This is a genomic window from Janibacter massiliensis, from assembly GCF_900289115.1.
Classification (GTDB): domain Bacteria; phylum Actinomycetota; class Actinomycetes; order Actinomycetales; family Dermatophilaceae; genus Janibacter_A; species Janibacter_A massiliensis.
In genome coordinates, this window is sequence record NZ_LT985196.1 from 630,706 (window position 1) to 642,289 (window position 11,584).

General features: G+C 73.1%; 12 protein-coding genes. 7 read left to right on the plus strand and 5 right to left on the minus strand.

All coding sequences use genetic code 11. The features are described from left to right. Positions 1 to 623 (plus strand): HNH endonuclease signature motif containing protein (locus tag DAA34_RS03130; RefSeq protein ID WP_158707577.1); only part of this gene is annotated, 623 nt, incomplete at its 5' end. Between the two features lie 168 nt (positions 624 to 791). Here DAA34_RS03130 and DAA34_RS03135 read toward each other — a convergent pair. Further along, positions 792 to 1,754: an SDR family NAD(P)-dependent oxidoreductase gene (locus DAA34_RS03135; RefSeq protein ID WP_106817576.1), complete on the minus strand. Its 963-nt coding sequence runs from the start codon at positions 1,752 to 1,754 to the stop codon at positions 792 to 794. 89 nt (positions 1,755 to 1,843) lie between these two features. On the opposite strand from DAA34_RS03135, the gene DAA34_RS03140 reads away from it, so the two are divergent. Further along, positions 1,844 to 3,034, plus strand: a complete 1,191-nt coding sequence (locus DAA34_RS03140) for a zinc-dependent alcohol dehydrogenase (protein WP_106817577.1) — start codon at positions 1,844 to 1,846, stop codon at positions 3,032 to 3,034. A 48-nt stretch (positions 3,035 to 3,082) separates the two neighbouring features. Here DAA34_RS03140 and DAA34_RS03145 read toward each other — a convergent pair whose 3' ends face one another. The 4 genes from DAA34_RS03145 to DAA34_RS03160 form a co-directional block, all read right to left on the minus strand. Beyond that, complete coding sequence (locus DAA34_RS03145; RefSeq protein WP_106817578.1) at positions 3,083 to 3,412, minus strand: rhodanese-like domain-containing protein; 330 nt, start codon at positions 3,410 to 3,412, stop codon at positions 3,083 to 3,085. A 183-nt stretch (positions 3,413 to 3,595) separates the two neighbouring features. Then, entirely contained in the window at positions 3,596 to 4,456 is an 861-nt protein-coding gene (locus tag DAA34_RS03150; RefSeq protein ID WP_106817579.1) for an Fpg/Nei family DNA glycosylase, read from the minus strand. A gap of 38 nt (positions 4,457 to 4,494) precedes the next feature. Further along, complete coding sequence (locus DAA34_RS03155; RefSeq protein WP_106817580.1) at positions 4,495 to 5,586, minus strand: App1 family protein; 1,092 nt, start codon at positions 5,584 to 5,586, stop codon at positions 4,495 to 4,497. 9 nt (positions 5,587 to 5,595) lie between these two features. Next, positions 5,596 to 6,336: a GAF and ANTAR domain-containing protein gene (locus DAA34_RS03160; RefSeq protein WP_158707578.1), complete on the minus strand. Its 741-nt coding sequence runs from the start codon at positions 6,334 to 6,336 to the stop codon at positions 5,596 to 5,598. Between the two features lie 1,297 nt (positions 6,337 to 7,633). Here DAA34_RS03160 and ppk2 point away from each other — a divergent pair. The 5 genes from ppk2 to DAA34_RS03190 all read left to right on the plus strand — a co-directional run bounded on the left by ppk2 (position 7,634) and on the right by DAA34_RS03190 (position 11,417). Then, on the plus strand, positions 7,634 to 8,575 hold the full coding sequence (ppk2, locus tag DAA34_RS03170) for a polyphosphate kinase 2 (RefSeq protein WP_106819739.1): 942 nt from the start codon (positions 7,634 to 7,636) through the stop codon (positions 8,573 to 8,575). 182 nt (positions 8,576 to 8,757) lie between these two features. Further along, the gene (locus DAA34_RS03175) at positions 8,758 to 9,666 is read left to right on the plus strand and encodes a hypothetical protein (protein ID WP_106817582.1); all 909 of its coding nucleotides are present in this window, start codon (positions 8,758 to 8,760) and stop codon (positions 9,664 to 9,666) included. Next, entirely contained in the window at positions 9,663 to 10,157 is a 495-nt protein-coding gene (locus DAA34_RS03180) for a phage holin family protein (protein WP_106817583.1), read from the plus strand. The genes DAA34_RS03175 and DAA34_RS03180 overlap by 4 nt, the downstream gene beginning before the upstream one ends. Before the next feature lies 1 nt (position 10,158). Next, positions 10,159 to 10,848: a DUF3618 domain-containing protein gene (locus tag DAA34_RS03185; RefSeq protein WP_106817584.1), complete on the plus strand. Its 690-nt coding sequence runs from the start codon at positions 10,159 to 10,161 to the stop codon at positions 10,846 to 10,848. Between the two features lie 122 nt (positions 10,849 to 10,970). Continuing rightward, entirely contained in the window at positions 10,971 to 11,417 is a 447-nt protein-coding gene (locus DAA34_RS03190) for an SRPBCC family protein (RefSeq protein WP_106817585.1), read from the plus strand. Positions 11,418 to 11,584 lie beyond the last annotated feature (167 nt).

Sequence of the window (11,584 nt, forward strand, 5' to 3'; positions counted from 1 at the left end):
CCCACGGGACCGGCGCCCGTGGGGTGGGTGATGGCGGGCCGGGCGAGCAGGGGCGGGCGTGCCCGGCGTGGCTGGACCCGGACCTCGACCCCCGGACCCGTCAGCTGGCACGTCAACGGCGGCACGGCCAGGACCTGGCGACGCTGCTGATGCGGCTGCCGACCGACCACCTCCACGACAAGACCGCCGCGACCGTGCTGGTCACCACCGGCCTGAGCGACCTGCAGGACGAGACGACCGCGGTGGCATCCACCCCGACCGGGCACACCCTCACCGCCGGCGAGGCCCGCCGGGCCGCCTGCGGCGCCGGGATCATCCCCGCCGTCCTCGGCGGGGACTCCCAGCCGATCGACCTGGGCCGCCAGCACCGGTTCTTCACCACCACCCAGCGCGCCGCCCTCGCCCTCACCTACGACACGTGCGCCGCACACGGGTGCGACATCCCGTTCGCGTGGACCGAGACCCACCACCTGCACGCCTGGCGCGACGGCGGACGCACCGACCTGGCCAACGCCGTGCCCCTGTGCGGCCACCACCACCGAGCGCTCGACCGTGGCTACACCCACACGATCCGAAGAGAGGGCAGACGCGTGGTCATCCACCTCGCCCGACACCGGACGTAACCGCTGCCCCCGCGCTGCGATCGCACTCTCTCGCCGTGACTAGCGCGATGGCTAGATACCCGCATAATCGCCGAGGGTCGTCCCCGGGTGGAGGAGCTCGAGGGTCAACCCTCGTGGATGAGCTCGAGAGCGGCCCCGCTGGCCAGGTCGGCGGTCCTCAGCGGGTGCTCAGCGCTGGTTGTTCCGGCGTGCGGCGCGGCGGCCGAGGGTCGTGAGGGCCTCGACGACCCGTCGGGGGGCGGGCCGCAGGCGCGGGGCGGCATGGCGGCCCAGCACGGGCCGGGTCTCGCCGCCACCGGGCGGGGCGTCCGGCAGGAGCCGGTTCCCCACGCCCATGAGGCGGGTCGTCGCCCCCGGCATCAGGCCACGGACCCGGATCCCGACCTGCGCGAGCGGGGTGAGCACGACCATCGGGCGTCCTGCGAGCGTGGCGTCGACCATCCGCCGGGCTGCCCGGTCGGCGTCGATCGACAGCAGGGGCAGCGCGGCGCCCGGGGCGAACCACGCGTACTCGGCCTCGGGGTCCCCGGTGAAGGTCGCCCGCTCGTGCGAGCCGGTGCGCATGAGTCCCGGCACGATCGTCGTCGCCGTGATCCCGGTCCCCGAGAGGGACGCCGCGAGACCGTCGGAGAAGCCGACCGCGCCGAACTTCGCCGTCGCGTACGGCAGCAGGTGCGGCGGAGAGACCATCCCACCGATCGACGTCACGGTCCCGATCCGGCCGCGGCCGCGCCCCCGCATCGCCGGGAGCATCGCCCACGTCAGCGCGATCGGGCCCGTGAGCATCGTCGCGATCGCATCGTCGAAGTGCTCGAGGGTCACCGACTCCGCCGGGCCGGCCTGGATGATCCCCGCGACCGTCATGAGGACCTCGATCGGCCCGACGGTCGCCTCGACGTCGTCGACGAGCGCCTTGACCTGCGCCCGGTCGCGGATGTCGACGACCCGCGCCGTCACGCGCTCGGACGGCCCGACGAGCGGCACGGCGCTCTCGAGCTCGCCGGCGCTGCGGGCGGCGATGACGACGTGGTGCCCGCGCTCGCACAGCTCCCGGGCCACGAGAAGTCCCAGACCCCGGGAGGCCCCTACGACGAGGGCGACGGGGTGGGTCAGCGCGTCGGCAGGTTCCATGGGTCCGACGCTACGGGCGTGCGCCGCCGGAGGAGATCCCCCCGCCGGGGTGGAGATCGAGCCCCCTCGACGGCCCTAGGGTGGAGGCCATGCGCGCACTCACCTGGCACGGCAAGCAGGACGTCCGGATCACCGACGTCCCCGACCCGACGATCGAGCAGCCCACCGACGCGATCATCCGCGTCACGTCGACCGCGATCTGCGGCTCCGACCTCCACCTCTACGGGGTCCTCGGCCCCTACCTGTCCAAGGGCGACGTCCTCGGGCACGAGTTCATGGGCATCGTCGAGGAGGTCGGCCCGGCGGTGACGAACCTCGCCGTCGGCGACCGCGTCGTCGTCCCGTTCAACATCTCGTGCGGTCGCTGCTGGATGTGCGAGCGCCAGCTCTTCGCCCAGTGCGAGACGACCCAGGTCGTCGAGAAGGGCAAGGGCGCGAGCCTGTTCGGCTACACCTCGCTGTACGGGTCGGTCCCCGGGGGCCAGGCCGAGCGCGTCCGCGTCCCCCACGCCGACTTCGGGCCGGTCGTCCTGCCCAAGGAGCACGACGACGAGCGCTACCTCTACCTCTCGGACATCCTCCCGACCGCGTGGCAGGCCGTGCAGTACACCGGTCTGCAGGACGAGCCGGGGAGCACGCTCGCGGTGATCGGCCTCGGCCCCGTCGGGCAGCTGGCCCTCCGCTCAGCTCGGCAGATGGGGATCGGGCGCGTCATCGGCGTCGATCTCGTGGACGAGCGGCTCGAGCTCGCCCGAGCCCACGGCGCCGAGGTCGTCGATCTGCGCGAGGTGAAGGACGTCGCCGCGACGATCGTCGACATGACCGATGGTCGGGGCGCGGACGCGACCGTCGACGCGGTCGGCATGGAGGCGCACGGCAACCCCCTCGCGGAGAAGGTCATCACCGCCGCCGGCAGCCTGCCCGGGCCCCTGGCCCGCACGGCGATCGAGAAGGCGGGCATCGACCGGCTCGACGCGCTCCACACGGCGATCTCCGCGACGCGACGTGGCGGCACGGTCTCGCTCAGCGGCGTCTACGGCGGGATGGCCGACCCGATGCCGCTGATGGAGATGTTCGACAAGGGGCTCGAGATGCGGATGGGCCAGTGCCACGTGAAGCGCTGGACGGACGAGCTGCTCGAGCTGGTGTCCGGGGCCGAGGACGTCCTCGACCTGGAGAACCTCGCGACGCACCGGGTCCCGCTCGAGGACGCACCGGACGCCTACGAGACCTTCCAGAAGAAGGAGGACGGCTGCATCAAGGTCGTCCTCACGCCGTGATCCGGCCCGACTGAGGGTCGAGCAGGACCTCGGGCCCCGGGCCGCGCGTCAGACCGTGCGGCCCGGGGTCCCGTCGTCGGTGACGACGGGCTTGCCCGCAGCCTCCCAGGCCTGCATGCCGCCGTCCACGTTGATCACCTCGTGGCCCTGCCCGGCGAGCCAGGCCGCGGCGCGGGCCGAGCGGCCACCGGCCTTGCAGATCACCGGCAGGGGGCCGTCCGTCGCCGGCAGGTCGGCCAGGCGCGTGGGGACGTCGGCCAGGGGCACGTGGACGGCGTTCGGGGCGTGGCCGGCGTCCCACTCGTGCTGCTCGCGCACGTCGAGGAGGACGGCCTCGTCGGGCAGGTCGGACGGGGTGGTCTGGCGAGGCTCGGTCATGCCGCCCATCCTCGCGCGCCGGACGGCCCGAGGGCCACCGGGGCGCGTCGGACGGTGCGACCTACCCCGGGCTCGCGCGGAATCTGCGCGTCACATGGTGCATCCGCGCGTGATATTCGGCGCGCAGATGGCACTTGCGCGCGCAATTGCGACAAGGGGGCGGCAAGGAGGGGGCGGGGAGCTCTACTTGAGGAACTTGCTCGTGCGGCGGTCTGCCAGGGGTGTGCCGCCGGTCTGGCAGGTGGCGCAGTACTGGAGCGAGCGGTCGGCGAAGGAGACCTCGCGCACGTCGTCCCCGCACTCCGGGCACGCCTCGCCGGTGCGCCCGTGCACCCGCATCCCCGCTCGCTTGGCGTCCTTGAGCTCGGCCGCCGGCCTGCCCGACGCCGCCGCCGCCGCGTCGCGAAGCGTCGAGCGCAGCGCCTCGTACAGCCGCGTCACGTCGTCCTCCGACAGCGACCCCGCGATCGCGAACGGGCTGAGCCTGGCGACGTGGAGCACCTCGTCGCTGTAGGCGTTGCCGACCCCGGCGAGCACCGACTGGTCCCGCAGCAGCCCCTTGATCTGCATCCGCCGCCCGGACAGCAGCGCCGCGAACGCGTCCCGGTCGAAGTCGTCGGCCAGCGGGTCGGGCCCCAGGGTCGCGATCGCCTCGACCGAAGACACGTCCCGCACGACGTACGCCGCGACCGACTTCTTCGTCCCCGCCTCCGTGAGGTCGAACCCGGCACCGGAGGCCATCCGCACCCGCAGCGCGATCGGCCCCTTGCCCGGACGGGCCACCGTCGCCGGCACCGCGTCGTACCAGCGGATCCACCCCGCCCGCGCCAGGTGCATCACGAGGTGGGTGCCGTCGGCGTCGACGTCGATCCACTTCCCGTGCCGGGCGACGTCGGTGACGATCGCACCGTGCAGCTCCTGCGGCGGCGGGTCGAACGTCTTGAGCACCGTGAACGAGGCGAGCTCGACAGCCGCGACCGCGTCGTCGACGAGCCGCCCGCGCAGGAAGTCGACGAGCCCCTGGACCTCCGGCAGCTCAGGCATCGGCAATACCCGTCATCGCCGTCGGCACAGCGGCCGCCTCACCACGACGACCGCAGGACCGGGTCCGGCGGCTTCGTCGTCCCGATGACGCGGCGCATGAGGGACAGCAGGGCGTACCCGTCGCTGCCCTTGCACAGGGGGATGTCCCGGGTGTGGTGGCGACGGATGTCCTCGTTCGCACCGAAGGCGAAGTGGGACAGGATCTGCTCGGCCGGCGAGAGCATCCGGATGCACACGGCCCGGACGTGGTCGGGGTGGGTCTCGGTGAACTCCGCGTAGATCGACGGGTCGTGCTGGCCGTCGTCGCCGACGAGGATCCAGTCGATCTCGGGCAGCTCCCGGGCCAGGCGCTCGAGGCAGGCCTCCTTGTGGGCCTGGCCCGAGCGGAACCACCCGGTGTTCGTCGGGCCCCAGTCGGTCATGAGCAGCGGCCCGAGCGGGTAGCCGTTGCGGCGCAGGAAGCGGGTCAGCAGCGGCACGGTGTTCCACGCCCCCGTCGAGACGTAGACGATCGGCGCGCCAGGATGGTCGCGCAGCAGCTCGCGGTACATCGTCGCCATCCCGGGCACGGGGCGGCGGGTGCCCTCGGCCTTGATGAAGGTGTTCCACGCGGCGATGAGGGGTCGCGGCAGCGCGGTCGCGATGACCGTGTCGTCGATGTCGCTGACGAGCCCGAACGTCTCGGCCGGGTCGACGACGTGGATCTCGGCCTCGGCGTCCGCGGCCCGCGGAGACGTCAGGCGCGCGGTGTGCAGGCCCGGCGGCAGGCCGTGCCCCTCGAGCTCGACGTCGATGATCCCGCTCCGGTCGGCCCGCGCGACGATGCTCGCCCCGCCCAGGGTGATCGTCACCTCCTCACCCATCGCGGGCGCGGTGAAGAACGCCCGCCAGCCGCGGCGCATGCGGTCGGCGTTGCGCAGCTCGATCCAGCTCGCCCCGGAGTGGGTCGCCATGCGGCGGTAGGGGCGGCGGGACATGAGCACGCGCCCGAGGATGCGGACGCGCTCGGTCGAGCCGTAACCGGTGTAGGCGAGCACGCGGGTGCCCCACCCTCGCCGGGTCATCGTCGACGCGAGCCGACGGTGCCAGGCGTCCTCGAGGAGCGAGGCGACGTGGGGGCGGGCAGCCATGGCGCGACCCTACCGATCGCCAGCCGCCCCGGGTCGACGCCCGCGATGGACGGCGCCGGACGCAGACCGGGCCTCGTCGACGATCGACGCCGCGAGCGCGCTGACCTTCGTGTTCGTCCGCTGGGACTGGATCCGCAGCAGCTCGAACGCCGCGTCCTCGTCGATGCCGTGCCGACCCATGATCACGCCCTTCGCCTGCTCGATCGTCGCGCGCGAGGCCATCGCCGTCTCGAGCTGGCCGACGAGCTCGCGCGCGTCGATGAGGGCATAGGTCGCCGAGACGGCGTCACCGACACGGCTGGCGAGCGCCGCCAGGCACCTGCGCTCCTCGTCGTCGAGCGTGATCGGCTCACGCGCATACATGTTGAGCGCCCCGACCGACACCTGGCCGCTGGTCAGCGGGAACGCCGCGACCGCTCGCATGTGCTCCTCGCGCGCGGCGCGGGCGAACTCGGGCCACCGGTCCGCGCCCTCGTCGAGGGTCGTCACGACCGGCGTGCGCATCCGATGGGCCTCGAGGCACGGGCCCTGGTCGAGGCCGTACTGCAGGGCGTCGATCGTCAGGGTGCGGGTCGTGGTGAACGCCGCGGTGCGCGGGAGGTGGCCGGCGATGACGGTGACGCCGACCTCCTCGCAGCCGGGGGTGGCTGCCTTGACCGCATGGGCGACCTCGGACAACCACCCCTGGAGATCATCGAGGGTGTCGATCACCCCGGTCCCGGTCGCCATCAGCTCGTCGAGGGCAGTCATGGAGGGAAGGCTAGCGATCCGGTACCGGTCGGGGCGGTGGGAGAATGCGGCCATGAGCCGCAGCGACGTGCCGATCCGGGCCTTCGGGCACGCGATCCGCATCGATCTGTCGCAGACGCCGCCGGAGGTGCCCGCCGAGATCGCGAGGCTGTGGGCGCGGTGCGCCGATCCCCGGCCCCCGCAGGACGCCGAGACGATCACCGTGCGCTACGTCCCCCCGACGGAGGTCACGGCCCGCGGCCAGGTGACGCAGGACGGCGCGACGGTGGTCGAGTACGCCCGGGTCGAGGACCTCCCGTACGAGCTGTCCCGGACCGTGACGCTCACCGCTCTGCGTGCCGTGGCGGGGCGGCACGTCCTCCTCCACGCGGCGGGGCTGCACGACGAGGCGACCGATCGCTTCCTCGCGCTCGTCGCCCCCACGGGGACGGGCAAGACGACGGCCTGCCGGGTCCTGGGCCGGTCGTTCGGCTACGTCACGGACGAGACGGTCTGCCTCACCGACGACGGCACGGCGGTGCCCTACCCGAAGCCGTTGTCGGTCGTGCGCGACCCGCAGCGGCCGTTCGACAAGGACGAGCACTCCCCCGACGAGCTCGGCCTCGGCCCGACGCCCGCCGCGCCGCGCCTGGGGGCGCTCGTCGTCCTGCGCCGCGACCCGAGCATCGAGCGGCCCCGGCTCGTCCCCCTCGGCGTGCTCGAGGCCGTCGCCGCCGTCGTCCCGGAGTCCTCCGGGGCGCGGGTGACGCACCACGCGCTGCGGCGGCTGGCGGAGATCGTCACGACCGGGCCGGGGCCGCACCGGCTCGAATACCGCGACATCGCCGACTGCGTCGAGCTGCTCCGTGCGCACCTGAGGACCGCCGGTGCGCCCCCGCCGGACGCCCGGCCGTGGGAGCACGTGCCGCCGGTCGGCAGCCAGGACGAGGGGCTCTCGACGGACGTCGACGCGGCGCCGGGACCGGTCCGCACCGTCGATCCTGACCCTGGCCCGGTGCCCCCGCCGGAGGTCCCCGTCACCCGGGCGCCGTACGTCGACGCCATCACCGCCGACGGCCAGGCCCTCGTCCTCCAGCAGGACCGCACCGTCCACCTGCACGGCCTCGCGGCGCTCGCGTGGTTCCTCCTCGGCGACCCGATGGACCGCTGCGCGCTCGCCACCGAGATCCGCACCGACCTCGGGAACCACCCCGATGCCGACGCGCTCGTGGCGGCGGCCGTCGCCGAGCTGTGGTCCGCTGGTCTGCTGACCACAGCCGCCCGGCGCCGAGGGACCGGGCCCGTGTTGAATGACCCCATGGCGAGCGGACCGGACCGGGCCCACCCCACCCCCGACGACGACCACGACCACGCCGAGGCCCTCGACGACCTCATGGAGGAGTCGCGCGAGGACGGCGACGACGAGCCCTCACGCCGACCCCGCCAGGACGCCGACGCGTGGCGGCAGGGATACCCGTACGACACGAAGCTCCCCCGTGCGGCCTACGAGAAGGAGAAGCGCCGCCTCCAGATCGAGCTCCTCAAGCTGCAGAACCACGTCAAGGCGACGGGCGAGCGGATCGTCATCATCTTCGAGGGCCGTGACGCCGCCGGGAAGGGCGGCTCGATCAAGCGGTTCACCGAGCACCTCAACCCCCGCGGCGCCCGGGTCGTCGCCCTCGGGACGCCGACCGAGCGTGAGCGCTCGCAGTGGTACTTCCAGCGCTACGTCGAGCACCTGCCGGCGGCCGGGGAGATCGTCTTCATGGACCGTTCCTGGTACAACCGTGCGGGCGTCGAGCGGGTCATGGGGTTCTGCTCGAGCCAGGAGTACCTCGAGTTCATGCGCAGCTGCCCCGACTTCGAGCGGATGCTCGTCCGCTCCGGCATCCGGCTGTTCAAGCTGTGGTTCTCCGTCGGGCACGCCGAGCAGCTGCACCGCTTCGCCGCCCGCCAGGACGACCCGGTCCGGCAGTGGAAGCTCTCCCCCACCGACCTCGCCAGCCTCGACAAGTGGGACGAGTACACGAAGGCGAAGGAGGCGATGTTCTTCTACACCGACACCGGTGACGCCCCGTGGACCGTCGTGAAGTCGAACGACAAGAAGCGCGCCCGGCTCGAGGCGATGCGGTGGGTGCTCACCCATGTGCCCTACCCCAACCGGGACGAGGACGTCGTCGGCACCCCGGACCCGCTGATCGTCGGCCCTGCCGCCGACCTCGTCGACGACGGCGAGCAGCACTTCTTCCCCAAGCTCTGAGGCCCGGCGCGGACCGGCCGATCCCGAGCCGCGCATCGACGCAGCTCGAGGCGGGAAGACCCACCCCGACGGAGGTGGCGGACAAACGTTGAACAAAGTATGGTCGAGATGTCCAATGACCTCCCTCCCCGAGGTCGGCCCTCGGTCGGCGGCGGGTGGGGACGACAGAAAGGTCGTCACCGATGTCCGAAGGAACCTTCGACCCCGCCACGGGTGAGCCGAGCGCCCGCCCGCTCGGCGCCCCCGAGACCACGCCGGGCAGCACGTACCCGACCGGCGCGTACGGCACCGACCCGCTCGACACGAGCGACCGCAGCACGACCCAGCAGGCCAAGGACGAGGCGAAGGCCACGGCCGGCACCGTCAAGGACGAGGCCGCGTCCACCGCGCAGGACGTGAAGGCCGAGGCGACCTCGGTCGCGGCCGACGCGAAGGAGTCCGGCGCCAAGGTCGTCGAGACCGCCAAGGCCGAGGGCCAGCAGGTCGCCGCCGAGGCCAAGGACCAGATCGCCACGCTCGTCGCCACGGTGCGCGAGGAGCTCGGGGGCCACGCCTCGGAGCAGACCGGTCGCGCCGCCAGCGGCCTGCGCGGCTTCGCCGACGAGCTCACCTCGATGGCCGAGGGGAACGGCGCGCCGAGCGGCATCGCCGCCGAGGTCGTCAGCCAGGCCCAGGCGCGCGTCGCCCAGGCAGCCGAGTGGATGGAGGGCCGCGAGCCGGCCGACCTCCTCGAGGACGTGAAGAACTTCGCCCGCCGCAAGCCCGGCACCTTCATCGCCGCCGCGGCGCTCCTCGGCCTCGTCGGTGGCCGGATCACGAGCAGCATCGTCGCCGAGAAGCGCGAGGAGTCGGACGGCGTCGACGTCGCCCGCCAGCCGGTCGCGCAGCCGGCCGTCACCTACCCGGAGACGCCGTACGCCACCGAGGTCCGCACGGCACCCCAGGCCTACGCCGACCCCTACGCGCCGGCCCCCCAGCCCAGCGACCCGTACCGGCCGGAGGCCCGTCCGGTCGCCGACCCGTACGCCCAGCCGGGTCAGGACCCGTTCGCCCCGCCGGCCGGCGGTTCGACCGACGGGATCGGCCGATGACGGTTCCCCCGACCTCCTCCGCGGGCGCCCACGGCGTCGGTGGCCCGACCGGTGGGACGCACGTCCCGCCGGCCGAGCCCCTGCACGGCGCCCACGACACGTACGAGAAGGGCGAGGTCTCCTCGATCGGCGCCCTCGTCTCGGACATCACCCGTGACTTCTCGACGCTCGTGCGTCAGGAGGTCCAGCTGGCCAAGGCCGAGCTTCAGGAGTCGGCCAAGGAGGCGGGCAAGGGTGCCGGGATGTTCGCCGGCGCGGGCGTCGCCGCCCACCTCATGCTCATCTTCGGCTCGCTCTTCGTGATGTTCCTCCTCGCCGAGCTCTTCGACTCCTACATCTGGGCCGCGCTCGTGGTCACCGTGCTGTGGGCCGTCGTCGCTGCCGTGCTCGCCCTCATCGGCAAGAGCAGCCTCAAGAACGTCCAGGGAATGCCGCGCACGCAGGAGACCGTCCAGAAGGTCCCCGCCGCGCTCAAGGGAAACGAGAACTGACATGAGCCAGAACCCCGACGAGATCCGCGCCGAGATCGACCGCACCCGCAACGACCTGAGCCGCAACGTCGACGCGCTCGGCGAGGCCGTCCAGCCCGGCAACGTCGCCCGTCGCCAGGTGGACAAGGTCACCGGCAAGGCGGCCGACCTCAAGGACAAGGTCATGGGCACCGTCCCGTCCGCCCCGAGCTTCGGCTCCTCCGACGGCCCGGGCGTCACCGACCGCGTCTCGGACGCCGCCTCGAACCTCGGTGACCAGGCCCAGCAGGCCGGTGTCGCCGCGAAGCAGAAGGCGGAGGGCAACCCGCTCGCCGTCGGCCTCATCGCCCTCGGCGCCGGTTGGCTCGCCGGCTCGCTGCTCCCGGCGAGCAACCGCGAGCGGGCCGCCGTCCGCGAGGGCCTCGACCGTGCCCAGCCGATGATGGAGGACGCGAAGTCGGCCGTGCAGGAGAAGGCCCAGGAGGTCGCGGGCAACCTGCAGGAGCCGGCGCAGCAGGCGTTCGCCCAGGTCAAGGAGACCGCTCAGGGTGCCGTCGAGAACGTGCGCTCCGAGGGCATGGACCAGGCGCAGCAGGTCAAGGAGAGCGCGCAGGAGTCGGCGGAGACCGTCAAGTCCTCCGCGCAGCAGTCGGCCGAGACCGTCCGCGAGGACGCCGAGGGCTCGGTCGAGGCCGTCCGCAACGACGGCTGAGCACCACACCCGGTCACGGGGCCCCGGCGCGACGCGTGCCGGGGCCCCGCGCCTTTTTCCCGGACCCGTGCGCCTCTCGCTGACGCGCCGGTTCCGTACCCGGACCTACCTCAGGAGCAGTCATGAAGGCACTCACCGTCCGCCGCACGACCACCGCGAGCGCGCAGGAGGTGTGGGACGTCATCGCCGACGGGTTCACCTACGCCTCGTGGGTCGTCGGTGCCTCCCGGATCCGCGCCGTCGAGGCCGCGTGGCCCAACGTCGGCGCGAAGATCCACCACTCCGTCGGCACCTGGCCGACCCTCCTCGACGACGAGACCGAGGTCCTCGAGGTCGAGACCGGTCGCCGGATCGTCCTCCACGCGAAGGCGTGGCCGGTCGGCCGGGCGAAGGTCGAGATCGTCCTCACCCCGACCGACGAGGGCACCCAGCTCGAGATGCGCGAGGACGCGGACAGCGGCCCGGCGAAGGCGATGCCCAAGCCCGGTCGTCAGGCCGCGATCTTCCCCCGCAACCGGGAGACGCTGCTGCGTCTGGCGCTGCTGGCCGAGCGCCCCACCCAGCCCTGAGCGACGGGCCCCGGCGCGAGTCTTCGGGGCCGACACCAGGCTCGTACCCCTCGCGCCTGACGAATCGACTCGTGGTCACCGGATCCGGTGACCACGAGTCGATTCGCTGCGCGCGAATGCCGCAGGAGTCCAGTGCCCCGTGCGGGGGTCGCTTCGGTGGGCGGGAG

Excerpts from the sequence above, each read along its gene's own strand:
- DAA34_RS03175 (WP_106817582.1), top strand. The coding sequence starts at position 8,758 with ATGTCCGAAGGAACCTTCGACCCCGCCACGGGTGAGCCGAGCGCCCGC.
- ppk2 (WP_106819739.1), top strand. The coding sequence starts at position 7,634 with ATGGCGAGCGGACCGGACCGGGCCCACCCCACCCCCGACGACGACCAC.
- DAA34_RS03155 (WP_106817580.1), bottom strand. The coding sequence starts at position 5,586 with ATGGCTGCCCGCCCCCACGTCGCCTCGCTCCTCGAGGACGCCTGGCAC.
- DAA34_RS03185 (WP_106817584.1), top strand. The coding sequence starts at position 10,159 with ATGAGCCAGAACCCCGACGAGATCCGCGCCGAGATCGACCGCACCCGC.
- DAA34_RS03190 (WP_106817585.1), top strand. The coding sequence starts at position 10,971 with ATGAAGGCACTCACCGTCCGCCGCACGACCACCGCGAGCGCGCAGGAG.
- DAA34_RS03180 (WP_106817583.1), top strand. The coding sequence starts at position 9,663 with ATGACGGTTCCCCCGACCTCCTCCGCGGGCGCCCACGGCGTCGGTGGC.
- DAA34_RS03145 (WP_106817578.1), bottom strand. The coding sequence starts at position 3,412 with ATGACCGAGCCTCGCCAGACCACCCCGTCCGACCTGCCCGACGAGGCC.
- DAA34_RS03160 (WP_158707578.1), bottom strand. The coding sequence starts at position 6,336 with ATGACTGCCCTCGACGAGCTGATGGCGACCGGGACCGGGGTGATCGAC.
- DAA34_RS03150 (WP_106817579.1), bottom strand. The coding sequence starts at position 4,456 with ATGCCTGAGCTGCCGGAGGTCCAGGGGCTCGTCGACTTCCTGCGCGGG.
- DAA34_RS03135 (WP_106817576.1), bottom strand. The coding sequence starts at position 1,754 with ATGGAACCTGCCGACGCGCTGACCCACCCCGTCGCCCTCGTCGTAGGG.
- DAA34_RS03140 (WP_106817577.1), top strand. The coding sequence starts at position 1,844 with ATGCGCGCACTCACCTGGCACGGCAAGCAGGACGTCCGGATCACCGAC.